The 25370-nt window shown below is 61.6% G+C and carries 16 protein-coding genes and 1 riboswitch; of the genes, 1 reads left to right on the top strand and 15 read right to left on the bottom strand.

Translation table 11 applies throughout. The features are described from left to right. Positions 1-94 precede the first annotated feature (94 nt). The 6 genes from F561_RS0116540 to F561_RS0116510 all read right to left on the bottom strand — a co-directional run bounded on the left by F561_RS0116540 (position 95) and on the right by F561_RS0116510 (position 4387). A complete protein-coding gene (locus F561_RS0116540) occupies positions 95-1402 on the bottom strand; it encodes an ammonium transporter (protein ID WP_019011081.1) in 1308 nt (435 codons plus the stop codon). 40 nt (positions 1403-1442) lie between these two features. Next, a complete protein-coding gene (locus F561_RS0116535; RefSeq protein WP_026298997.1) occupies positions 1443-1817 on the bottom strand; it encodes a P-II family nitrogen regulator in 375 nt (124 codons plus the stop codon). A gap of 319 nt (positions 1818-2136) precedes the next feature. Further along, a complete protein-coding gene (locus tag F561_RS0116525) occupies positions 2137-2694 on the bottom strand; it encodes a DUF4126 domain-containing protein (RefSeq protein ID WP_019011078.1) in 558 nt (185 codons plus the stop codon). Between the two features lie 75 nt (positions 2695-2769). After that, entirely contained in the window at positions 2770-3435 is a 666-nt protein-coding gene (pth, locus tag F561_RS0116520) for an aminoacyl-tRNA hydrolase (protein WP_019011077.1), read from the bottom strand. Position 3436: 1 nt separating this feature from the next. Further along, positions 3437-3847, bottom strand: a complete 411-nt coding sequence (locus tag F561_RS0116515; RefSeq protein WP_019011076.1) for a hypothetical protein — start codon at positions 3845-3847, stop codon at positions 3437-3439. Between the two features lie 39 nt (positions 3848-3886). Further along, positions 3887-4387, bottom strand: coding sequence for a DUF427 domain-containing protein (locus tag F561_RS0116510; protein WP_019011075.1), 501 nt, complete (start codon positions 4385-4387; stop codon positions 3887-3889). Positions 4388-4512: 125 nt separating this feature from the next. Between F561_RS0116510 and F561_RS0116505 the strand changes: the two genes are divergently transcribed. Then, on the top strand, positions 4513-5634 hold the full coding sequence (locus F561_RS0116505) for an alpha-hydroxy acid oxidase (RefSeq protein WP_019011074.1): 1122 nt from the start codon (positions 4513-4515) through the stop codon (positions 5632-5634). An 11-nt stretch (positions 5635-5645) separates the two neighbouring features. Here F561_RS0116505 and F561_RS0116500 read toward each other — a convergent pair whose 3' ends face one another. The 9 genes from F561_RS0116500 to F561_RS0116460 form a co-directional block, all read right to left on the bottom strand. Then, the gene (locus tag F561_RS0116500; RefSeq protein ID WP_019011073.1) at positions 5646-6680 is read right to left on the bottom strand and encodes a DNA topoisomerase IB; all 1035 of its coding nucleotides are present in this window, start codon (positions 6678-6680) and stop codon (positions 5646-5648) included. Continuing rightward, on the bottom strand, positions 6680-7426 hold the full coding sequence (locus tag F561_RS0116495; RefSeq protein ID WP_019011072.1) for a uracil-DNA glycosylase: 747 nt from the start codon (positions 7424-7426) through the stop codon (positions 6680-6682). Before F561_RS0116495 ends, F561_RS0116500 begins: the two co-directional genes overlap by 1 nt. 164 nt (positions 7427-7590) lie before the next feature. Further along, positions 7591-11097 (bottom strand): DUF11 domain-containing protein, encoded by a 3507-nt coding sequence (locus tag F561_RS0116490; RefSeq protein WP_019011071.1) that lies wholly within the window; start codon positions 11095-11097, stop codon positions 7591-7593. A gap of 118 nt (positions 11098-11215) precedes the next feature. Continuing rightward, positions 11216-16138 carry a DUF11 domain-containing protein gene (locus tag F561_RS0116485; RefSeq protein WP_019011070.1) on the bottom strand — a complete coding sequence of 1641 codons (4923 nt, stop codon included), beginning with the start codon at positions 16136-16138 and terminating at the stop codon, positions 11216-11218. Then, positions 16139-19027, bottom strand: a complete 2889-nt coding sequence (locus F561_RS0116480; protein WP_019011069.1) for a DUF7927 domain-containing protein — start codon at positions 19025-19027, stop codon at positions 16139-16141. It lies immediately after the preceding gene. Positions 19028-19188: 161 nt separating this feature from the next. Further along, positions 19189-21246, bottom strand: coding sequence for a DUF11 domain-containing protein (locus tag F561_RS0116475; RefSeq protein ID WP_083922502.1), 2058 nt, complete (start codon positions 21244-21246; stop codon positions 19189-19191). Between the two features lie 101 nt (positions 21247-21347). Next, positions 21348-21875, bottom strand: coding sequence for a hypothetical protein (locus F561_RS25730; RefSeq protein WP_019011067.1), 528 nt, complete (start codon positions 21873-21875; stop codon positions 21348-21350). A gap of 48 nt (positions 21876-21923) precedes the next feature. Beyond that, positions 21924-22007: riboswitch (cyclic di-GMP riboswitch) on the bottom strand. A gap of 177 nt (positions 22008-22184) precedes the next feature. Then, a complete protein-coding gene (gene carA, locus F561_RS0116465) occupies positions 22185-23369 on the bottom strand; it encodes a glutamine-hydrolyzing carbamoyl-phosphate synthase small subunit (RefSeq protein WP_019011066.1) in 1185 nt (394 codons plus the stop codon). Positions 23370-23680: 311 nt separating this feature from the next. Then, positions 23681-25369, bottom strand: coding sequence for a hypothetical protein (locus tag F561_RS0116460; protein WP_026298996.1), 1689 nt, complete (start codon positions 25367-25369; stop codon positions 23681-23683). Between the last annotated feature and the right edge of the window lies 1 nt (position 25370).

Genomic DNA, 25370 nt, shown 5'->3' with positions numbered 1-25370 from the left:
GGCGGGCTAGACGTGGAAGTTCGGGTTTTAGGGAACAGCCTGGGAAGCAGAGAGATTCAGAGGTGACAAGAAAATCATAAGGAGCAGGAGAGCTTCAGTCGCCGCCGACGAACACCGGTGCGCCGAGACCCGTTTCGCTTTCGCTGTAGCCCTGCTCGCTGTGGGCGCTGATATCGATACCCGTGATTTCCTGGCTGGCCGGAATACGCAGGGGCATGATCAGGCCGACCAGCTTGAGCAAGATGAAGCTGCCGACGCCTGTAAAGACCACCGTAAACAGAACGGCCAGGAACTGCGTGCCCATCTGCTCGGCAAAGGGCTTGCCGCTGCCCGTCGTCCAGGCCAACGCTCCAGTCAGGAGTGCGCCCACGATCCCGGCGACACCGTGGCAGGCGAACACGTCGAGGGCGTCGTCGGCTTTGAGGGCGGCCTTGAGCTGCACAGCCCAGTAAGAGGCCGTGGCGGCCACGAGGCCCAGCACGATGGCAGCCCAGGGACTCACAAAGGCGCAGGCGGGAGTAATGGCGACCAATCCAACGACCAACCCGGTGGCGGCACCGACGGCGGTGGGCTTGCCGTTGCGGGCGCTTTCCCAGCCCAGCCAGGCCAGCATGGCGGCGGCAGGAGCGATCAGCGTGGTGATGAAGGCCAGTCCGGCGGTCTGGTTGGCGGCGAGGGCCGAACCTGCATTAAAGCCCATCCAGCCGAACCACAGCAGGCCAGCGCCCAGCAGCACGAACGGCACGTTGTGGGGAATGTGGGCGGTGCGGCCATGCCCGATGCGGGGACCGACCACCATCGCGGCGACCAGTGCGCTGACGCCAGCGGCGATGTGAACCACGGTGCCGCCTGCAAAATCCAGTGCGCCGTCTTTAAACAGCCAGCCGTCGCTGCTCCAGACCATGTGGGCCAGCGGAGCGTAGATCAGCAGGCTCCAGAGACCACCGAACAGCAGGTACGCGCCAAAGCGCATGCGCTCGACGACCGCGCCCGAAATCAGGGCCAGTGCGATGATGGCGAACATGCCCTGAAAGGCGGCAAACACAAAGGTCGGGATGGTGCCGCTGAGCTGATCCTTCAGCCCTTCCAGACCAAAGTTGACGAAGCTCCCGAAGAAGGCATTGCCGCCGCTGCCAAAGGCGATGGTGTATCCAGCCAATGTCCACAGGACAGCCACCAGACCGATGGCGACAAAGCTCATCATCATGGTGTTCAGAACGCTCTGGGCGCGGGTCAGGCCGCCGTAAAAGAAGGCCAGTCCGGGCGTCATCAGCAGCACGAGGGCCGAGGCCACCAGCAGCCACGCGGTATCACCGGTGTTCAGTTCGGGCTTGGCCGTCTGCGCGAGGGCCGCGCCGCCGAGCAGCAGCAGGGTGGGCAGGGTCTTGTTCAGGTTCTTCATGTCTCTCCCTCCGGGATTGGGGGCATTCTGGGGCCGAGATTCAGGACGTAGGCGTCAGTTTCTTTTCGGTGACTGGCGTCAGGGCGGCGCTGTCTTCTTCGCCCGTGCGAATCCGCACCACCCGGTCAAGGTTCTGCACGAAGATCTTGCCGTCGCCCACCTCGCCTGTGCGTGCGCCCCGGCAGATGGCGTCTATGGCCGCCTGCACGAAGGGTTCAGATACGGCCATCCGAAATTCCACCTTGTCGCGGAACTCCACCATCACGCGGGTGCCCCGGTAATGCTCTACAACTTCCTGCTCGCCGCCGTGCCCGCTGACGCGGCTGAGAGTGATCCCGCTGATCCCTGCTTGAAACAAGGCTTCCTTGACCTGTTGCACCCGCTCGGGGCGCACAACCGCCGTGATCAGTTTCATGGCGTCTCCTTTGCACTGCTCAATTTGCAGGCCGTCAGTGTTCACTCAAGTGGTTCACTCGGTGCATCCCTGCATGGGTTCAGTGTGAGGAAGCGCGTGCAACTTGTCAACGAAAACCAGCACAGATGTACAGATTCAGGAGTCCAATCTGCATCAGTTGTACAGAAGCAGCGCAGTAGATGAAGATGACCTGGCGACCTGTTGATAAAAAAGCGAACATTTTGCCGTCAAACAATCTGTAGAGGAGCATCTGAGCAATGGAAGAGGGAGAGGCGCGTGATGGCTCCTCTCCCCTGGTGATGGGTATGGCAGATCTGATCTACAGCAGCCGGCGACCCCGTACCCGCGCCCACAGGCGGTAGGCCACGACCAGCACGCCTGCCAAACCCAGCACGGCCAGAATCGGAGCAAAAATTGCCAGCACGCTGAGGGTCAGGCTGGCTCCATCTTCAGCCGTGCTGATGACCGGATTGCCCAGGCCCCCCGTGGTGGCCGTCGCCACCGGGCGAACCACCGTGCGCGTGGCCTGCACGCCGCCCGCCACGATCAGTCCTAGAGCCAGACTCAGGGCCGGGGGCACGTCGGCTACGCCTGCCTGAGACGCGAACAGGATGGCTCCCGCCGCCGCATTGACCACGCCGCCGAAGAGGTGCAGCACATGATCTACACCCGGAATCTTGTCGCCCACAAAATCCAGCAGCCCAATGAACCCCACGCCCACCAGCACCCACACATTGCCCAGCAGGTCGAAGGGCTGCGACAGTTCCAGCACCCCAAACCGGGAGAGCAGGCCCACCACCAGCAGCGGGATATAGGCATTCAGGCCCGCCGCACCCGAGAGGCCCAGCGAGGACAGCAGTCCGGTCAAGAGTTCCATATAACTTCTATACGCGGTCGGGGGCAGAAATGTTGCGGCAGTGAGGGGCAAGACCAGAGAACAAAACCCGGTTTCTCAGGTTGTCGAACCTGTTTGATCCGCTGTAACTTCGGTTTTGACGGGTTCGACTTTGACTGGTTCGGGCTTTACCGGCTCTGGCTTGGGCCGCAGATCTGTTCCGTTGAACTGAGCCTGACCCTCTTTGAGTCCTTGCTGCGCCCAGACTTCGGCAGCGTTGGCCCCGAGACGCACCAGTTCGGCCAGTGTCTCGGTTTCCTCGTCGCGCCAACGGCTCAGCACCCAGTCGGCGGGGTCCCAGCCTGACGGGGGCCGCGAAATCCCAATTTTGAGGCGGGGAAAGGCTTCGGTGCCCAGAACCCGGATCAGGTCCCGAATGCCATTCTGACCACCATGCCGCCCACTGGGCCGGAATTTCAGCAAGCCGAACGGGCTGTCGAGGTCGTCCTGAACAGCCAGCAGCGCGTCTGGCTCCAGTTTGTAAAAAGCCATCAGCGGCCCCACAGCCTTACCTGATGCATTCATAAAGGTGAGCGGACGCACCAGCAACAGCTTGGTTCCGGGCGCGGCCCCCACGCGGATTTCGGCCAGTTCAGCATCCTTTTCTTTGCGCCAGACGGCTCCCCAGCGCCGCCCCAGCTCGTCCAGCACCAGCCAGCCCACGTTGTGCCGGGTGCGGGCGTACTGCGTGCCGGGATTGCCAAGGCCCACGATCAGGCGCAACTCACGCCTCCAGCGAATTCAGAATTTCTCGCCAACGGGCTTCGGTTTCGCGCACGCGGTTGTCGTTTTTGGCCCGCCCGTAGCCCGCCCGGAAATCGGCAAAGCGAGTGTCCGAGTCGGCAAACAGCAAGCCGAGCGCCTGCTTCGCGTCGGCCACGTTGCGTTCGGTCATGGGGGTGTCTTTGGCGTCCAGCACCTCATCCAGCGTGGCCATAAAGCCCGACAGGGGGCGCAACCACTGAAAAGAAGGATGGTTCATGACCAGGGAGTACAGCGCAAATGGCCCCTGCACCGGCCCGTTCAGAAACTCGTATTCACCCTTGGCAAAGTCCAGCAGCGCCGAATGAAAATGCCGGAGCGCAGGCACCAGCGCCGTGAGTTTGGAGCGGATGCGGTCATCAGAAGCGGTCATGGAATCAGGGTATCAAGGGTTCGGGAGGCAGCACAGACCTCACCAGCCCATCGACCCCGGCCCACCTTTAAACGGCCCCACCACATCCGCCGTGATCCAGCCACCATAAAAGCCGCCCGGTTGCGGCGTCACGCGCTCGCCGTCCACGCGGCATTCGTCCATCTGGCCCGCGTACACGGCCACATATCCGGCCATAGCCGCAAAGGCAGGCGTAGGCCGCTCGTAGCTCCAGCCTGCGCGGGCTGCTGTTTTCCTGCCTGCACTCAGGGTCCAGTAGGCGGCCTCGCCCTTCCATTCGCAAAAGCTTGCGCCGGGGGCCGCAGCCAGCACGCCGGGCAAAAAGGCGGCGCGGGGCAGGTAATAGCCGGGAGGATGGCTGGTCTCCAGCACCCGGTAGGCGTCGGTGGTGTCGGCAATCATCACACCGCCCAGCACGATTTCTATGCGTCTGGTGGTGTGCTCCAGGCGGGGCGGGCGTGGGTAGTCCCAGACACTTTCCTGACCTGCACGGGGCGGAATGGGTTTCGGAGAACGCAGCATGGCTCAGTGTGCGCCGGGGCGGAAGCCGGGGCCGTCAGCGGGGCTACGAAGTAAGAGGGCGGTGGAACGGCAGCACGGGGCAAAAGCCAATTGACTTGAACTCCCGGAAAGCGGATGGTGAAGCCATGACCACTGCCGCGCAAACGTCCAGAGAGGCCCTGCAACAGACCGTCAATCTGGCCGAAATAGAGGCGCTGGGACGCGCCGCACTGGACCAGAACGCGCTGGAATATTATGTCAGCGGCGCAAACGACGAGGTGACGCTGCGTGAAAACCGCGATGGCTTTGCCCGCCTGAAACTGCGGCCCCGCATGCTGGTGGACGTATCGAATGTGGACACCCGCACCACGCTGCTGGGCCTACCGGTGGACATGCCGATTGCCGTTGCCCCCAGCGCCTTTCACGGACTGGCGCACACTGACGCGGAACTGGGCACGGCACGCGGCGCGGCGGCATTGGGCACGGTCATGACCCTCAGCACCTTTTCCAATACTCCGATTGAGGCGGTGGCTCAGGCGGCTCTGAGCCGACCGGGCAAAGGCGGCTTCTGGTTTCAGTTGTATCTGTACCGCCAGCGTGAAATCAGTGCCGAGGTGGTGCACCGGGCCGAGGCGGCCGGAGCGCGTGCCCTGGTGCTGACTGTAGACGCACCCTTCCTGGGCCGCCGCGAACCCAACGAGCGCAACCGTTTTACCCTGCCGCCCCACCTGGGCGTGCCCAATGCCGGAACGCGGCAGGAACTGGCCGGAGTAGAAACCGCCACGGGATCACAACTGGTCAACTATTTTCAGGGTCTGGTGGATAAAACCGTAACCTGGAACGATCTGGCCTGGCTGCGCGGCGTGACCTCGCTGCCCATCGTCCTGAAAGGCATCCTGACCGCCGAGGACGCGGAACTGGCCGCCCAGCACGGCTGCCATGTCTGGGTCAGCAACCACGGCGGGCGGCAACTGGACACGGCCATCAGTGCTATAGAAGCACTTCCCGAGGTGGTCGATGCGGTGGCGGGAAGAACGGAAGTTTATCTAGACGGCGGCGTGAACCGTGGAACCGATGTGCTCAAAGCGCTGGCGTTCGGCGCACAGGGGGTGTTCTTGGGCCGCGCCGCGCTGTGGGGCCTCGCAGCAGGCGGGGAAGCCGGAGTGGCCCACACCCTGAACCTGCTGAACGAAGAATTGCGGCTGGCGATGGCCCTGTGCGGCAAGGTCACTGTCGCAGAGTTGGGCCGGGATCTGATTCGGCGCTAAGGACCTCGCAATCAACCCGTCTTCCTGCGCTTCCCACGCAACGCTTTTTCGCTCTCCAGTAGCCGCTTGAGCGCCACTTCGCTGCGGGTCAGGCCGTCCAGTTCCGGGGGCAGTTTGGATGCGCGAGGCTCGTAGTCGTCCAGTACCTTGCCTTCCAGATAGCGGTCAAAAATCACGGGGCAAATGTAGCTGCCACGGGTAACAGCGGGCGTGTTGCCGAGGTCAGCGGCCACGTATTTCACGCATTCCACCAGGGTTTTGCGGGCGGCACGTTCGCTGACCGGAGCGCCCGCCTCGGCCAAAAATTCGGCAGCCAGGAGGGTTCCGCCCCACGTCCGGAAATCTTTGGCAGTAAACGGGCCAATCACTTCACGCAGGTAGGAATTGAGGGCGGGAGCGCGAATGCGGGTGCGAGTTTCATCCTGCACGGCCTGAAACAGCCACGGCCCCGGTAATTCCAGCAGGCGTTCTATGTTGGCGGCCAGCGTGCGGTCCTGGGTGGCCTTGTGCTGCGTCACGCCGTGCTTGCCCCGAAAATGAAATGTGACTGTGCTGCCCTGTACCTTCACGTGCTGTTGCCGCAGCGTACTCAGGCCGTAGGTTTTGTGGTTGCGGGCATAGGCGTCGCTGCCCACCCGGAAGCGGGCCACATGCAGCACGCGGCTCATCAGGGCCATCACCTTGCGCGGCGGCAATCCGCTCAGGCGCAGGTCAGTGGTGGTCACGGCCCGCAAGGTAGGAAGCGCCCCGGCAAAACGGGTCAGGCGTTGCCACTTCTTCAGGGCACCGATCTGCACGAAATCGGGGTGGTAGCGGTATTGCAGCCGTCCGGCAGCGTCACGGCCAAAGGCCTGCAATTCGGCGTCCGGGTCGGGCGATACGTATACAGCGGTATAGGCGGGCGGCACCGCCAGCGCAGCGATACGCGCCAAGCCGTCCGGGTCGGTGTACGGCTCGCCATCTGGGAAGGTGTACTCGAAGGCTTTGGGATCACGCCCCCCGCGCCGCAGGTATTCATCTTGCAGCAGTTCAGTGCGTCCGGGCACTAGCTGTTCTCCGGCGCGGTGGACTCGGCCTGCATGGGCAGTTGCCACTCTATGGGCGTCAGTCCGGCCTCTTTGAGCGCTGCATTGGTCTGTGAAAAGGGCTTGCTGCCCATAAATTTGGTAACGCTGAGAGGACTGGGGTGGGCACTTTCCAGGATCGTGTGCTGCGCCCCCGTAATCAGTTTGGCCTTCTTGCGGGCATAGGCTCCCCACAGGATGAAAACCACGCGCTCCGGCTTGGCGTTCAGCGCCCGAATAATGGCGTCGGTGAATTTCTCCCAGCCCTTTCCGGCGTGGCTGTTGGGTTCTGCGGCTCTCACGGTCAGCACGGCATTCAGCAGCAGCACGCCCTGTGCGGCCCAGGGTGTCAGCGATCCGTGTTTGGGAATCTGAAAACCGACGTCGTCGCGCAGCTCTTTGTAGATATTGGCGAGGCTGGGCGGTGGGCGCACCCCGGGCCGCACGCTGAAGCTGAGGCCATGTGCCTGCCCCGCCCCATGATAGGGATCCTGGCCTAGGACCAACACTTTTACGTCCGCGTAAGGCGTCAGCCTCAGTGCCGTGAACATGTCCTCGGGCGGCGGGTATACCGTGGCAGTTTCGCGCTCATGGGCCACGAACTCCATCAGTTGCCGAAAGTACGGCTGGCTGGTTTCACCCTTCAGAAGCTCGGCCCAGTCGTCAGGCAGGGTCACGGCAGGGGAATCGGTGAGGGCATCGTCAAACAGATTGGGTTGGTCGCTCATGGCAGGCAAACTCCTTGGGCGGCAGTGTCTCGCCTGCCCTGCAACATAATTGTGGGTTTCCGTTCAGCATCCGGCAGGGTCAAGAAAGCTTAAATTCAAGCTTGGTCGGAAGCGGGCCGCCCCCGTACAGAGAGCGGCCCGCCTGAACCAGAAGAATCTTTAGATCAGCCGATGGTGGCCCGGAAGCACACCGTAAATTGGGCACCAGGAACCAGCACGAAGGTTCCGGGGCTGACTGTGACACGTCCTGCGGTCAGTACGCCCGTATCAGCGTCGGCGGCAGCGGTCAGGAAAACGTCGCCTGTCGGGTAGGTCAGCCGGATGTCCTTGTCCACACCGTACGCGCCTATCTGGAAGGAGGTATTGGCAGGTACGTTGTCGCCAAAGCCCAGCTTGGTCAGGTTCACGTTGCCGGTGTTCAGGGTGGCAATGCAGTATTCCAGTACCTCACCCGGCTTGCCTGTTCCAGTTGCGCCCACTGGCCCACCCGCCGTGATGTTCTGTACGGTCTTGGTCACGGCAGCTTTGGGGTCAGGTCTGACGCACCCCAGCAGGCCCGTAATGCTGAACCCGTAATCGTCCGAAATCTGGCCGCTGGTTCCACTCGGTACGAATCTGACTTTCAGGCTCGCAACAGACTGGACACTGCTGGGCAAGGTGACCCATACCCGCGAAGAACCGATGCGGTTGAGCTGCAAGGAGGTGGCCCCACCCACCAGGGTCGCGCCGTTCTGGGCAGTCACGCTGGCACGGCCACTGTAACCGTCTTCGGTCAGGAAGGTGGCGTAGACCGTACCGTCAACCACGAGTTCAAAGCGTGTGGCTCTACTCATAGGGCCGTAACCGTTGTTGAAGGTATAGGTACCGTCAATCACGAAGCTTCCATTGGGGCCAGTGCCCGCCGTCAGGCCAGCGGCGCTGCTCACCAGGGTGGCAGAGGTTTCGATCGTGGCGGTGTCGTTGTTCTGATAACCGGTGAGCGGTTGGGCCAACAGGTTGGTCGCGGCTGCACTGCCCACCACACAGGCGGTCGGGGGCAAGGGGCGCGGGGTGACCGCCGTGGTATCTACAGCACACGGATAGGAAGTCTTGCTGCACATCGTTGGGTTGGGTCGGGGATCGGAGTCGTTGCTTTTGCCCACGCTGGCACGGTTAAACACGGTGGCGGGGGCGTTGGGCGTCACGTTGACCGGCAGGGTCAGGCTCACGACCCCGTTGACGGCCACAGAAACGGTGCTGGTACACAACACCCGCTGGGCTTCGTAAGGATTCAGATTGGTGCCTCGGCCCTGACTGGCTTCATCGGAATACGTGCATGTCCAGCCAGGCGCAGGAGAAAAGCCGCTGGTGAAAGCCGCGCCAATTCCCACTGGCAACAAATCTTCAACGGTGATCAGTGCGCCGCCTGTACTGGCCGTACCAATGTTGGTCACCGTGAGCGTGTAGGTCGCTCCGGGCTGCAAGACCGTCCAAGGCCCGTTGCTGGTCTTGGTCAGCGTGAGGTCGGGGACAAGGTGGGCACAGATATAGACTGTGTCGCTGTTGTTGGCAGGTTGAGTATCGGTGACGCCCAGAGGAGGCGCAATCGTGACCACGTTGTACAACTGACTGATCACGACGTTGACCACCGCGAGGTAGCGCACCACCACTTTTCCGCCGGAAGGAAACTTGGGCAGAGTCAGATTGGGAGCGCCCAGACCGCTGGCAGCCGGACACTGTGCACCTCCACTGGCCGTACAGGTCCAGGACACGTAGGTCAGCTGACCCGCCAATCGCGGTGCATCGACAAGCGTGGCTCCGTCGGCGGCATTCGGACCGTTGTTGTAGGCCTCAAAGTAGTACGGCACGGTGTCGCCCTTGTAGTACTGGCTGATCTCGGGATTGCGGCTGGGATATTCAGCATTCGTCAGATCGACGTACTTGTACACCGCGAGGTCAGTGGAGACCTGAGGCACGGTGACAGGCACACGCACCGAACTGCAATCGTCTTCTGCGGTCAGCGTGCTGCTGGTGCAGTTGGCAGGAACGCTGTTGATATCCGGCGTATCGTTTCTGAACACTTCCGCGATGTTGCGGTAATTCAGATCATTGTCGAAAGAGGGAGCGACGATGAGGTTCGGGTTGACTCCTTTGGCCCGCACCGTGATGGTGGTCTGCGAGTTGGCCGCCAGGGTGCCCAACGTAAACATCAGATCGGTGGCGCGGCCATCACTGGTCGGGGCGGTACTGGTCGGGGCTGGGGTGGCGCTCACGAAGGTGAAGCCCTTGGGCAACTGATCGCGGATCACGACGTTGGTCCCTGCTGCTCCACCAGTGTTGTTGACGATAATCGTAAAGACCACGTCGCCGCCAGGCAGCAGACTGGTTTTATCGGCAGTTTTGGTCAACGACAGGTTGGAGGCGGCAGTCACGGTCAGCGTGGCAGTGGCGGGCTGAGACGGAGAACCCACCGTGGTACTCAGGGCACTCGCCGCAACGACATTGGTATAGGTGCCCGCCTGCGGAACGGTCACATCGACACTGATCGTGCAGCCCGATGCTGGAATGGCGGTGCCAGCTTTGAGAACGACTTTGGTGTCGGCTGCGACTGCCGTAACGGCGCTGACCGGGCAAGTCCCGCCAATATTGGGCTGGGCTGCCACCCGCATCTGGGCAGGAATGCTGGGCAACTGATCGACAAAGTCTGAATTGAGGTAGATCGGGGCCTCATTGGGATTGCCGATGGTGAGACTCAGGCGGGTCGTGGCTGGAGCGCCCACCACATTCTGAGGAGAAAAGCTCTTGGTCAGGGTGGGAGGAAACGGCAGGGGACGCGAGCAACTGGAAAGGTCTGTCAGATTCGCAATGTTGTTGACCGAGGTCATGTTTCCAGTGGTGACATCGAGTTCAAAGAGGCCAAGCGACGTGCCTGCACCTCCAGATGCGTTACTGGCACTGACAAAAAACTTGCCCGAAACAGCTTCGTAGGCTAGACCGTTGATGACGTTATAGACGGCGTTTCCATTCAACGTCATTGGCTTGGGATTAGACAGCACGCCTGTGGACGGATTGAACCGGAAGACATTGGATCGCCGCTCCGCGCCTGTTTCAAAAATGGCGTACCCGCTGGCACCGTTAAAGGCCAAGTCACCGTTGGATAAAGTGGATAACGCGCTGGTCGAGGTCAACTTTTTATAGCCAGTAATTGCAGCTGTGGCTTTGTTGATCGTCGTATATTGACCGTCATCGTAATAAATATAGTAGTTGCCGTTTTCATCGAACCCACCCGCAATCAGGTGGCTGCTGTCGCTGGTGCCGGAAGGAGACTTGAACAAACCGATGGCCGTGTGGGCCTGCGTCACTGGATTGTAGCTGTACAGCCTTGATACCGCCCGGTCTATGTAATAAAGCAGTCCACTGGAAGGATCAACCGCCGCCGCATTGATGTTCGTCACTGGCGCACTAGACAGTTGCATAAACGTCTTGTTGGCCGTATTGAAAAACGTGATCGCGCCGTCCGAACCGACGCCGTAAATGGCCGTGCAGTAACTTCCGCTCTGAGCAGTCGTTTGGGCCAGTGCCGAGCTGCCCAAGAGGGCTGCCCCCAAGACCGGAACTGCGAAACCGAGGCGGAAGGCCGAACGCGCGTACGCCTTGAGCCTTTGCGAAACAGGCAACCAGTTCAGTCTCATATGTTATTTCTCCAAAAAGGATGGTCTTTACCTAAAACGACTGTGCGTGGGGCGCGGCGCAGTCCGGACAAGCGTATAGATATGAATTTGGATAACCCACTCTGAAACAAGGCATCCATCAGCGATCCCCTGGCAGAACCGGAAAGCCTGAGGCTGGAGCCGGGGCCAGAGCCGAGAAAGGATCAGCCGAGGCCGTCAGGCCCGCTGGAATCGAGGCCGGAGACCCCGAACCCACCCGGACGCCGTTGGGCTGTCCATCGTCGAGCATCAGGTCGAGGCGCAGATACGCGCCCTGACGGGTGTAGATATTGGTGCCGATGCCCTGAAAGCCCAGCGGGTTGTACCCTGCCGTGACCCAGGTGCCGGGCAGGACACGGTAGCTGCCCTCGAGGCCCAAACTGACGGCGCTGACATTGGTGGCGGGCTGCACGAGGGCGCGGGCAGCCAGGCCGAGGCCGAGGCGGTCGGTGACGTAATAGGTGCCGCTGGCCGACGCCTGATAGGTGAGGCTACCGGGTGTGTCGAGCAGTGAGCGGGCAGCCAGACCACCGCGCACCGCGTATTTGGGCACGTGGTATTCGAGGTTGGCCTCGGCAATGACTTCGGGTTTACCGCCCGCCAGCACGCCGCCTTTGTAACGCAGGTAGGCGAGGCCCTGCCACTGGCTGGCCCGCAACGTCCCCGAGACTGCGAACGCGCTGCCACTTTCGGCGGCAGTGGCGGCAAACACGCGGGTGCCGTCTGCGCTGAGTGTCCATTCGTCGTTCAAGCTGTAGGCGGCTCCGCCCTTCAGTACGGCGCGAACTCCACCCTCGCCCACACTGCTCAGATCGCCGCCGACGGTGGCACTCAGGCGCTCTTCCTTGAAGCGCAGGCTCGCTCCGGTGTTCCAGCCATCCTCATCCCCTGCCAGATCCATCACGTAGCTGCCGTTCAGGCCCAGCGACAATTTGTCGGAGAGCGGCAGGGCCGTATCTGCGCCGAAGCGGGCACGGTTGCCTGCGCCGTCTGCGGTGGGCAGATCGTAGTTCAGGGCCAGGTTGGTCATCCCCAGTTTGGCTTTCAGACCCACCGAGGCGCGGTGCCCGGTGCCCCACGTATACACGTCCAGAGCTTCGGCAGTCACGTTTTCGGCCACAGGTACGCTGGCTTTCAGGGTGGTGACTGTGGCGAGGTCACCGCTGATGCCCTGGGCGTGGTCGAGCGTCAGGCTGGTGCCGCCGCGTGTATAGCCCACGCTGCCCACCACGCCGAAGCCCTGCTGATCGCCGACGCCTGCGCGGATCCCCGCACCCAGCGTAAATGGGGCAAAAGTATAGAGGCCGCGCAGGTCGGCGTAGCCACCGCTGACATCGTCGCTGGGATTGTTGTTGGTGTCGGCTTCGCGGTGGTAGGTGCCGCGTGCATTCACGCCAAAGTGGTCGCTGAGTTTATAGGTGGCGTCGGCAGCCACGGCCAGACCGGGTTTGACGCTGTTCAGGCCCGTATAACCGTCTCCCTGAAGGCGGAAGCTGCCGCTGGCGCTGAAGCGGTCGGTCTGGGCGCTGGCCGTGCCGTTCAGCAGCAGGCCCGATCCGGCGTAGGCGGCCAGCACGTCGGCGCGGCTGGTGCCGTCGTCGTACTGGGCACGCGCTCCCACCGAGGTCACGCTGTCCATCTGCACCACAGCGGCCCCAACTTTCAGGGAATCGCCCAGGCGAGAAGCGACCTGTACGCCCCACGCCAACTGACGCTCACCGAGGGGATCGTTCAGGCGGTAGGACACGCGCACACGCACTTCGTTGCCGCGCTCATCGACCAGATTCATGGGGCGCTGGAAAGACAGCACGCCCGCCGCTGGATCAAGGGTGTAGTCCGTCAGACGCCGGAGGGTCTGAATCTGCTCGGCTCCGGTCAGACGGTCCAGGGTGACCAGTTCTACCGTTTCGCTGTCGGGTTGCAGGTCGCTGCTGCCCAGCGTCAGGATGCGGGTTCCGTTGGCTGCAAAGGTTTTGGTGATCAGGTCGGCAGGCAACAAGGCCGCAAAGCCCGACACCTGCGGGTTACTGCGGGTAAAGCCGCTGAGCGCCGTGGGCGTGACCCCGACATTGAACACATCGACCGGCACAGCCGACTGGCGGTACTGCACATTGAAGGCCGGGTGCTCGTAGCGGGCAGCGATGGGGTCGATACCCTGCAACGGAATCTGCTCGCTGGAGGAATCGCCGTAGTTGGAGTAACGCACCAGCGGATTGGCTGTGGTGGGCAGGTTGACGCCCAGATCACGGGTAAAGGTGGTGCCCTGCCCGGTTACTGCGCCGCTGGCGGCCACGTACAGTTTGCCGTCGCCAATCGGGGTTTCCAGGTAGCCGTGCACCCGGCCTTCGCTGGCAACGGTGCCCGAGAGGTCGCCGCCCTGCTGCAAGATTGCGCCCACGCTGAGCATGCCGATGCCCACGCGGGTTTTGCTGGGCACCGCCTCGAACGAGCGGCTGATCACTTTTTCGCCCAGCAGCAGGCGCACGGTAAAGCTGGTCGGGGCGCTGAGGGGTTCGAGTTCCAGCACACCCACGCCATCGGTCAATTTGACCTGATACGACCCCACACGCGGTTGGCTGTCGCCCTGGGTGACTTCCAGATCGGCCTGCACCGTCACGTTGGAGCTGGCGGTGGTAATTCCGGCAGCGTCGGTGAGGCGAATACCCACGCGCAGGGGAGTCACACCGTCTGCAATGAGCTGTTGGGGCGTAAATTGGGCGGCGACCGGGCTGCCCGACAGGAACACTTTGATGCTCTGGCCGCCGTAGGTGATGGTGTTTTCACCGGTACGCAGCGGAATCCCGAAATATTCCTGACGTTGAGTCGTGCCCGTAGCGTCCACGACAGTCTTGCCGAGGGTCGCCGCGCTGATGGGTGCGCCGTTGATACTGGGCACTGCCCTGTCGGTCACGTCGCCCTGCACGGCAATGGTGATGCGGTCGCGGTCACGGAAGACGGCCCCGTCGAGGGGTAACTTCACAGCCCCGGCATTTTCATTCGCGGCCACCGCACTCTGGGTCAGCGAAGTGAGGGCTTTCAGGTCGTCGAGTTGGCCGTCACCGACCAGGACTTCCAGGCGGTCTTTGGCGTATTTGCCGATAAGGGTGGGGCTTGCCAGCGCGGGCAGGCTGCCCTCATGCGTCACGCGGTAGGTCAGTACGCCAGTGGCCGCACCGGGGGTCGTCCAGTAAAACTTCCCGCTGGGACCGGTCTGGGGGTCGGCAATCGCCTTGCCGCTGAGGGTGCTGGTGCCGGGCACATACACCGAAGCAGCGGGCGGCTGATGCGCGATGACGATCTGGGTGGCCGCCTTGGGCGCGTCGAAGGGAATCCGCACCGTGCTTTCACGGGCCACCGATACCACAGGCGTCGGAGCGACCACCACAGGCGGCGGAGTCTGCACGCCCAGGACGCCGCCCACCGTCTGACTGCTCTCACAGTTGCTGGTCAGGGTGGCGTTCAGTTGGCCTTCGGCTCCGGCGTCGCCACGCACGCGGGCGCGGTAGCTGAGGGTCTGTTCTTCGCCGGGTTTCAGGGTGCCGCTGAAGACCACCGGATCGAGGGCTTCCAGCGTCTCGCCGGGCGTATCGGTGAGGGTATAGGGCGCGTCTGCGGCGCTGGTGTTCTTGACCGTCAAACTGACCGTGACCACTTCTCCGGCCAGAGTGGGGGCCAGAGGTGCGCGGCGCAGTTCGATCTGGGTGGCGGTGGGCAGCACCTTGACGCCCAGAGCCTGAGTTTTGTTCCAGGGCAACAGGGTCGCGGTAAAGTCTCCGCTGCCTGCCGTATCGGCCTTGGCCTCGAAGGTCAGAACGCTGGGATTGCTGGCATCTATGCGGGCGGTGGCAGTGGTTTCTCCGGCAGCCGTGAAGCCCGCAGGCAACTTGACACGCAACTGGGCGGGCAGGGTCTGACGCACAAATTCGGTGCTGGCACGGGCCGTAAAGGTCACCACGTCGCCCACACACACTTCCGGCTTGTCGGCGCTGAAGGACAGAGCCACATCGGGCTTGACCTGTACCTTGACCTGCGCGGTCTCTTTTTTGACGACCGTGACGGTTTCTTTGTCGGAGGTAACGACCGCGCCCTTGATGGGCTCCACCTTGACCGGGTAGTCGTTGGCAGGCACAGTCAGCGGGCCGACCGAACCGTTCACGTTGTAAGCCTGCTCGCCAACAGTTACGGTCGCCTGCGTGGGCAGCACCTCGTCGGGCAGCACCAGTTCGGCCAGCACTTCCAGGCGTCCGGTGGTATCGGCCACCACAACCTTGATCGGGCCAGTACTCAGCTCAAAGCCGACCGAGTTGGAATACTGAAAAGTTCCCTTGGGCTGGCGCAGATACAGGGTGTAGTTCCCCTTCTCGGCAGGCACCTGAATGTCGTCCCACTGCAACTGGCCGCTGACCTTCTGGGGATAGACGTTGCCCGCCGCGTCGCGCAGTTCGGCTTCCAGTTCGCCCGCGCCGTCGCCGTCGTACATCCGGATGCTCATGTCGCCGCCGGGATTGATCACATTCAGCGCCGGAACCCAGTCGTTCGACCGGATGGTGACGTTCAGGTGCTCGGCTTCCACAGCGGCGCTGATGGAGTTCAGGCGGAAGGCGAAGGTATTTTTACCGCTACCCTCGGTGCGAACCCTCAGGGTGTAGTTTCCAGCGGGCAGGTCGGCATTCAGGAAGGTCTGCCAGTCCTGGGCACCCACACCGAAGTTCTGCTCTTTGACCACCTGCCCACTCGCATCGATCAGCGTAAATGTGCTGGTGACCGGTACTTTGGGGCGTTCAGTCGAATAGTTCTCATCGCCGTAGTAGTTGTCACCACGGTAATCCTGCGGATCGAACTGTGCCCCGTAGACATCAAGCTGCACGCGGGAACTCAGGCCCACCACCAGTTTCAGGTCTTGATCACCGACCGTCCACATCAGCTTGTTGCCGATGCTGGTCATGGGCAGAGAAGTGGCGATTTCTTGGGCGACGGCTGTGCTGAGCAGCGCCGCCGTGAGGGTTGTCAGAGCGCGTTTCACTCAGTACCTCCAGCTGGCCGTCGGGTCGGTGACGGCACCTTTGGAATCGCCTGCCCAGCGGAAGCGGTACGTGACCGCCCGTTCTCCACTGGGAAGCGTGTCGAAATTCAGGACGTTCTGGCCGTCGAGCAGCGTGGCGTCAGCGGGCAAGGGATCGGTGAGTTCAAAGCCTGGCAGGTCTGCGCTGGCCGATAGAATCAGCTGCACGCGGTACACGCCCGTCTCCTCGGTGGTGAAGACCTGCTTGCGAACGGCAAAGCTGTTCTGAGCTTCGGGCAGGCCGCCGCGCATGCGCAGGGTGGTGTCGCGGATCACCGCGATGTCGCCGCCGTCCGGGGCGAGGGGGAAGTCGATGCTGGTCAGGTTCCGCACGTACACCAGGCGGCTGCCCGATAGACCAGCGTCCTGCGGCACACTGAGATTCTGGGGAACGACGCTGTTCGGGTCGAGGCGCACAGCCACCGTGCCTTCCATAATGTTGCCGAAGTGGTAGCGGCCTTCCAGGTCGGTCAGGGCAATGCGTCCGTTTGCCAGAATCACGCGGGCATTGGGGTAGGGCACATCCGAGCCTTTGTTGTAAATGCCGTCCCGGTTGCGGTCGAGGAACACGTAGCCCACGATATCGGCGGTGCTGCGCCCGAAAATGCTCTCAGGGGTGATGATGGTCACGGTCGTACTGGGAGGCGTAGGGTTGGTGGGCACGCCGCCGGGCGAGATCCCTGAGGCGATTGCGCTGTTGCGAATTTCGGTGCCCGCATCGGGTGTCACGAGGGCGCGGAAACGGACCTCGGCCACCTGCCCGGCGGCGAGGCCAGGAATGCGCCAGACATACTGACGGCCCGTGACAGTGGGCGTGATGGACGCGCCGTCCAGCGTGCTGCTGCCTTCCACATACACCAGACCTTTGGGCAGATTGTCCGTCACCTCGATCAGCGTCAGGTTGGCGGCAGTGCTCTTGTTGGTCACGGTGAAGGTGTAGGTGATCTCCTGTCCAAACGACACCAGCGCGGGCGTACTGCTCTTGACGAGGGTCAGATTGGCATCGTCGAACACCGGGTTTTTGATGGGGTTGGACGGTACGGGCGCGGGGATTTCACCACTGGAGACGGTAAAGGTATTGACGACGCTCGCTCCGTCAGGGGTGGTGGCAGGCACGCGGGTCTTCAGGGTCAGGGTCAAGGTCTGGCCCGCTGCCACACTGGGAAAGCGCCACACAGCTTCGGTGCCTTCCAGTACGCCCCCCTGATCGGCACTCACAAATTCCAGGGTATCTGTGCGGGTCAGCTTGCCTGCGGCGTCCAGAATCTGAATCACGTTCAGGTTATCGCGCACCACCACGTCTGTCAGGGCGAAGGTCTGGGCGTTGGTGAAGGTCAGGGTATAGGTCAGGTTCTGACCCGGATCCACCAGTTTCATGTCGCCCGCGTCCACGGCCTTGACGGGTTTCAGGGCATTGGCCGCCAGGGTCAGGATGCTGTCGATGGTCAGGTTGTCGGCGGCTCCCACACTGCTCTTGGCCGTCAGTTCCAGACGCAGGGCTTCTGTGCCCATGCCTGCCTTGCTGGGCGTCACGCACACCCGGAAATCCTGAGTGGCCTGCGGTGCAAGGTTAGGAATCTGGAATGGCTCGGTGATCGCGGTGCCGTCTACCTGCGTAAAGCGCAGGGCGGCTTCCCCGATCAGCAGGCGGCCCGTGATGGTCAGCGTGTCGGGGCGGTCTCCCAGGTTTTGCACCGTCTGGACAAAACAGACTTCCTGACCCAGCACCGCCGCGTCTTTGACCTGCAGATCGTTGGGGCTCAGTTCGCCGCCCGGCAGGGCACGCGGGTTGCCCACCGGCCCCAGCGCCAGCTCGGGGTTATATTTCACGGTCACGTCAGCGGGGGCCTCTACCGTCTGGTCGCTGCTGACAAGGTTGGCGATATTACGGCGCGTGCCCAGTTCGGTCAGGGGCGCACGCAGGCGGAAAGACAGTACAACGCTGGTATTGGGCGCAAGGCTGGAAATCCGGCCCCGCAAGCCCGCCAGAGGCACGGACTCGGCCGCTTGCCAAACAGTGCCGTCGGGCGTGTACTCGATGCTGCCAATGGCGGCAGATTGCGCGTCGGTGAGGCGGGCGCTACCACCAATGAAGATAAAGTCTTTCATGGCGGCGGTGTTGATCATGTCGGTGATCAGCACCTCGCGGGAAGCGCCTGTACCCGTGTTGCGGGCGGTGACAGTCACGGTGGTTTCTTCGCCGGGTTTCAGGCTGGGCGGCGAGAAGGTTTTGGTCACGCTGAGGGTGGGCGGATCACCGACAGTTACGCGGGCCACGTTGTCTTCGTCGCGCTCGCCTGCCGTTGCCGTGAGATTGGTCGTGCAACTGCCGATCAGGTTCAGGAAGGCGTCGCCGCGTGCGTTCTGGGCAGTGGCGACCTGCACCAGCATGTCTGCGGTCTGGTCGGCGGCCAGCGTGATCTGGGTCACGGCGGGTTCATTGGCGTCGATGATGCCGTTGCCGTTGCTGTCGATGTGCAGGCTCAGGTCACCGGGCGTGAACTGGGACGCCGCGTCGGTAGCTACTTGCAATGACAGCGTGTTACTGGCGTTGCCGGTATTGGCGACCACATAGCGCAGCACCGCGTCTTCTCCGGGCAGCAGGCTGTAACTCTGACCAGGCGCGGCCCGCGTACCATTGGGCAGCACACTGACGGCACAGACAGGCAATACGGTGGTTTCTACCGGAGGAGAGGGAAGAACCACAGGGGGCTGCCCCTCACCGGGCGTGAATTCGAGGAAGGCCCGATTCTGAATCACGCTTCCGGCGGGCGAGCCTGCGGCGAACGCGGAACTGGCGAGGGCCAGCGCCAGAGCCGCCAGCGTATTGAGCACAAAGGGTTTACGCACGTTGCCTCCCGGAAATGGACTCAGGGGTCTGATCTTCCGAAGTGTTGAGAAAAAGAAGTCTTATGTTGTCAGAGAAAGCTGGGATTCAAAGTCAAAGAAAAATGGGGGATTCGGTGTGCAGAGCGCACCCCACCAAGCAGGCAGGGTGCGCCAGGAGAGGATTACTTGACGATGACGCTGAAGGTGACGGTGATGCTCTCGCCGGGCTTCAGGATGTCGGCAATGGTGATGGTGCTGTCACCGTTGGTATCGACAGCCGCGTAGAAGGTCGTGCTATCCGCCTGAGGAACGGCGGGGGCCGTGGCGCTCCAGCTGGTGCCGTTGGTGCTGTAAAGAATGGTACCCGCTGCCGTGCTGGTGGCCGTCCAGCTGGCCGTCTTGGTCACGCCACCACTTACGAGGGACGTAAAGGCAGTGTTGGCAGGCACGGTGTCCTTCACGAACGCCTTGGTGATGTTGGCGTTGCTGGTGTTCTTGCCCACGATGGTGTAGGTGATCAGTTCGCCGGGCTTGGCAGTCGCGGGGCCTTTCTTGTCAGGCATGGCAACAGGCGTCGTGCCCACCGTGACCGTGTCGTTGGGGTCGGTCACCGTTACGCCGCTGATGGGCGAGGTGGCCGTCTGGTTCAGCACGATGGTCTGGGCAGCAGCGTCACAGGGAATAGCCAGCGCCGCGATCAGCTTCACTTCGGCGTTGGGAGCGATGAGGCCCGTATCGGGAATGCTGTCGGTGTCGGCGGCACTGTCGGTCAGGAGGGTATCGCCAGCATCTTTCACGCCGTTACCGTTCACGTCACGGTAGTAGGTCACAGGGGTGTTCACAACCGTGCCGTTGGTCAGCTTGATGGGGGCTACGCCACTGATGTTGAACAGGTCGGGAGCAGTACCGAGGTTGGCGACTTCCATAGCGAAGTAGCTGGTGACGGTGGTAACACATTGGGGAGTGCCGGGGTTGACCGGGGTGCCAGTGGAATCGACGGGTGGAGTGCCGGTCTGAGGAGGCGTAATGTCACCGCCGGGGGTCGGCGTGGGATCACCGAACGAAACCTTGGGCAGGTTCACGATGTCCTTGGTGGAGTCGCTCTTGGTGGGATCGTTGCTGCTTGTGGCCGTGACAACTACCGTGGGCTTGACCAGAGGATCGGCGGGCTGGGTGCCTGCAGGGAAGGTGACCTGCACCAGAATGTCCTTGACCTCGCCGGGTTGCAGGCTGCCGGTGTCGGGCTTGCCGTCGCCGTCGGTGTCGGGCAACACGGGGCCTTTGCTGCCGTCGGGGTTTTTGGTGTACAGGACCACCGTTGCGCCGGGGAAGTTGTCCTGAACAGTGGTGATATCGAAAACATCAGGACGGTTGCCGTTGTTCTGGACGGTGTTGGTGAAGGTAATCTGGGTGGTGGTCGTGGTGGCGGGAGCTTCCTGCGTATCGGTCGCAGTGGGCGTCACGGTCACGGGGGTAGGATCGGTGGAGGGGTAGGCAGGCGTGGTGGGCGTACCGTTGCCGTCAGGATCGCTCTTAGGCCCGATTACGCCAGCGTCGGTACGCTGTACGGTCACGGTGTTGTAGTTGTCGTTATCGACAGGCTGCGTGAAAGGAGCAGCGGGTTCGAGATTAGTGCCCGCATTGGGCAGACGCGTACCGACGGGATCGGCACCCAACTTGTTGCCGTCTACAGCGGTGGTGGGCACCGTGTACACCTGGAAGAATTGTTTGGCATCGGTATCGCCGGGGTTGACACCCGTGATGCTCGTGATAGGACCTGCTGTAATTTCAGCAGGGCTAAGAACGCCATCTTTATCAGCATCAAGGTAGTAACGCACGTCGGTAGGCTTGGGCGCACCGGACAGACTGTCGGTCAGGCTGGTCAGGGCGTAGCTTTCGTTTGGCACGTTGCCGGTGTTGGTCAAAACGTAATGAAACACGGCAGTATCGCCGGGCTTCAGTGGTTTTTTCAGATCGTTGTTCTGGGTCTCGAAGGTGGGGCCAGCCGCACCCTCATCGTTGGGCGTGATGGTAAAGCTGGGCACGGGCAGCACCGTGGTCACCACAGGGTTAGAAGGCACAGTGATAGGAGTGGGAGGCGTGGTACCCGTGGGAACTTCGGGCGTGAACACGATTTCGGCTTTGTTGATGATCTGCGTGCCAGCGGTGGTGCCTGCGGCAGAGGCGGTGCCCAGAGCGAGGGCTGCCAGCATAGAAATGAACGACCAAGACTTCTTCATGTGTTCTCCTGTTTAGTGCTCGGACTCAACGACTTCCTGACAATGCAAATGAACTTCCGGACAAAAACCTGCTCAATAAGTGGGGCTGAACGGCTGAGGTGCTATTTGACTTTGACGCGGAAGCTGAGCTTCAACGATTCGTCCTTCTTGAGGGTGGCGAGCGTCCAGCGCACGTGGGTATACGTGTTGGTCGGGGCAGCGACCTGCTTGGTCACACTTTTGCCGTTTTCCGTTACTGTCACCGTCCGGGTCGGTGTGGCCGAGTACGATTTGCCGCCGTCAATGGAATACAGCAGCTTCCAGCGCTCGTTGCTGGGCGTCGCCTGACCGCTAAACTCGGTCCCCTTGGGTACTGGGATGCCCACCAGGACCCCGTTGAGCACCTGACCACTGATGTTGGTCACGTTGACTTCCTCGCGCAGAATGTCGTTGGGCAGCACTGTTTTGGGAGCCAGAATCACCTGCTCGGTGGTTTTGCCCTCGGCAGTGGTGATCTTGATCAGATCCTGTGCCAGCACGAATTTGATGGCCTTGTTGACCGTGCCGCTGGTGGACGGGGTGGTCTGGGCCACGGCCATGACCGTCAGGCCAAGCCACAGGCTGGAAAGAACAACAGGGGTGCGGTTCAACGTGAACTCCTCCTATACAAAAAAAGACCGACAGACGTGGAAAAAACTCCACAGTTCTGTCGGTCGCGCCACTCGCTCCGCATCTGGCAGGCGCCCGTATAGGCCAGATGGTTCATAGCTCCGGAACAGCTAATTATATGTCGAAAAATTCACAAATCAAAAATAGGACTGTGAACATTGACACCCTCTGACGCGTGGGCAGAGGCCGCTGAAGATGAGTACTTGCTGAGTATAGAATGGCAATTCTATTGAAGTATGAAATTTCTTACTTCTCAGCCTCCAGCATCATCCCGGTCCGAAGAGTGTTTGTCAAACCCCAAAGCGGCCCGTAGAAGCTTTGGCAACGGGTGTACCAGTACCCCCATCAAATAAATCTATCTCCTCTATAAATCTGTTGAAGAGGTAGCGGCTGTCGTGTGGGCCGGGACTGGCCTCCGGGTGATACTGCACCGAAAACACCGGATAACGGGTATGGGCCATCCCTTCCAATGTTCCATCGTTCAGGTTCACGTGCGTGGCGACAAAGGCTCCATTGGGAATGGATTCCAGATCGACAGCGTATCCATGATTTTGAGATGTGATTTCTACCGTGTTTGTTAAGAGGTTTTTGACAGGCTGATTGCCGCCCCGGTGACCGAACTTCATCTTGAAGGTTTTGCCGCCTGCCGCGAGGCCCAGAATCTGATGGCCGAGGCAGATGCCGAAAGTGGGCAGCAGGCCCATCAGTTCCCAGGCAGCTTTGTGGGCATATTCCAGCGGTGCGGGATCGCCGGGGCCGTTACTCAGAAAGAGGCCGTGAGGCTGCAACGCCATGATCTGCGCCGGGGTCGTGTGGGCCGGAACCACGATAGGTTCGATGCCCACCTCGGCCAGCCGCTCGATAATGGTGTGCTTGATGCCAAAATCCATCAGGACTACGCGCTTGCCGCTGCGGAGGGTCGGGAAAGCGTAGGGCAGCGCGGTGGTTACTTCGCGGGTCATGTCAAAGCCGTCAATGTCCTGATGACCCTGAGCGCGGCGCACATAGACCTGTTCTTCGGCGGGCGTAAATTCGCCGTAAGCGTCTTCGGGATGGGTGTAGGAGCGGTGGGCGATGACACCCTTCACCACGCCACCCGAACGCAACCGGCGCACCAGCGCCCGCGTGTCGATGCCCTGAATGCTGACCACGCCGTACTGCTGCATAAACGCCTCTAAAGACTGCTGGGCGCGGTGGTTACTGTAAGTGCCGGAAAACTCGCGGGAAATAAAGCCGCGTACATAGGGCTTATTGGATTCCATGTCGTAGATCGCTACGCCGTAGTTGCCCACATGCGGATACGTGATGGTCACGATCTGCCCGTTGTAGCTGGGGTCGGTCATGATTTCCTGATACCCGGTCATGGAGGTGTTGAACACCACTTCGCCCACCGTTTCGCCCCGGTGCCCATACGCGTAGCCCCGGTAAACCGTGCCGTCTTCGAGGGCCAAAATCGCCCGTTCTTTTTTCAGCATACTGATTAGACTCATATCTGTCCTCCTCCATTCGCGCCTCTCAGGACGCAGTTCATGGCGCGTGCTGCATCATAGCGGGCATCCGGATGGGCAATACCTGCGAGATGCACAGCTCCGCACCAAAGGTGTTGTATTCATACACTCCAGAAAAGAGGCTTTCCCAACCAAAACGCAGTCAGGAAAGCCTCTTTTGCTTGCCGCACCCATTGGCAGGCCGTATTTTAATGCATCTGGAATGAATAGGGAAGCTGGGAACGTTTATTCAGGACAGAGGATCCGCGTGTTGGCTGTTGAGATGGATGGATTCGGTCTTACCAGACGAATTTGATGTTGGATTTGCTGACGATCAGATTGCCGCTGACCGCGCTCTGGGAAGTCATGCCGTCGTAACGGTTGATCAGATCGGTCAGGACGCTGCCCACGGGCTTGAAGATATCCCCCATATCGCTGTCCATCAGGTCTTCGGGCAGGGCATTGGCAAACACGCCCATGACCTGTTCTTCGGTTACGTCGTCGGCGTTGCGGGCATACTGCCAGCCTGCCGACCCCTGAGCTTTCAGTTCGGCGACCTTGAAGTCTGTGTCCTCGGCCAATACAGGAGTTTCCTCGTCCAGAGCTGCGTCGAGGGCGGTCTGGCTGAAAGCCGTGATCAGGTAGCCGTCCCGGAAGGCATACACCATCTTCAGGCCGCCGATCAGATCGGTCAGGTTGTCCACGCTGCCGAGCGCGGCGGCCAATGCACCTGCCTGTGCACCGCTGGGAAGTTCGCTCATACCGCCCATGTCCGGCAGATCGCTCATATCCGTGTTCTTGACCAGATCGCGCAGGCTCTGGGCCAGGCCTGTCAGCGCCGTATTCACAGCCTCTGTATATTCAGGCATATGCGCTTCAGCGGCGTCCAGATCGGACACACGCTGATAGGTCACGCTGTAATCCAGGGTGCTCAGCGGGTTGGCGGCGTCAAAGCCTGCTGCCTGCGCACCCTCCAACGTCACCTGAGCACATTCGTTGCCAAGGTACTGCGCCGAACGCTCCAGGTGGCTGGCAAGCTGGCTGTCGGTCAGGAAGCCCACCGGATCAAGCAGATCGATGCGGGTGAGCCAGCGGGCGGCGTAGGCGTTGGCCTCGGGGGCGCAGGCCGTTGCTTTGACCGTTTCGGCACTGGCAGGAATGATGTTCTGCACGGCAAAATCGGTGGTGCTGGTCAGCATTCGGCTCAGCGGTTTGTCTTTGCCTGCCGAGTTCACTGCGTGCGCCGATTGCCCGGTCAGGCCCGCCGCCGTGGTGGTGAATCCCGCCGAATACTGGCCCAGAGTATCGATGGCATCCACGATGGGCGACAGCAGGCGCGGCAGGAAGAAGCGTGAGAACTGACTGCGGGCGACTTTGGCTGCCGCCGAGAAATTGACGAAGAACGAGAGTTCCTGTGCGCCTTTTGCCGCAGTAGGAGTGGTATAAGCCACCGAATTCAGCAGGCGGGGGGCCGTGCTGCCACTCAGGCGGCCCAGGTAGTTCATCAGGAGGGTTTTGTTGCTGGACATGTAGACCAATCCCTGCGACTGGCCCACGAACAGGTCACCCTGCCGCGAAAAGGAATACAGCCCGACTTTCGCGCCGGGCTTGCCGGACAGCATGTCACTCAGCAGCTCTTTGGAGAGGTCATCGGTGCGCGAGGCAGCCAGCACATGCAGCGCAAAAGGTTTGCCGGGTGCGCCCACCGTGAACACCCCCAATGCGCTTTCCTGTCCCAGCGATCCCTTCAAAATCTGCTGAAATCCAGCCAGAGTCTGACTGATGTCGCCCATTTCAGAGTCTGAGTCTGCACCGACAGTTTCAGCCACCTGACCCACCAGCCCGAACAGGCGGTCTATAGCCCCACCCGCATTCTTGCTTTCCAGAGTCAGGAGCGCCCCAGCCGGCATATTCTGGGCCAGAGTGGCGGCCTGTGCCCCCGAACCAAGGGCAGCGAGGAGCAAAGTCAGCGAGAGCATTCTTTTCATG

The sequence above is a fragment of the Deinococcus aquatilis DSM 23025 genome, from assembly GCF_000378445.1.
Classification (GTDB): Bacteria; Deinococcota; Deinococci; order Deinococcales; family Deinococcaceae; genus Deinococcus; species Deinococcus aquatilis.
Note: the sequence above shows the minus strand (reverse complement) of the source record. Positions and strands in the feature narration are given on the sequence as shown.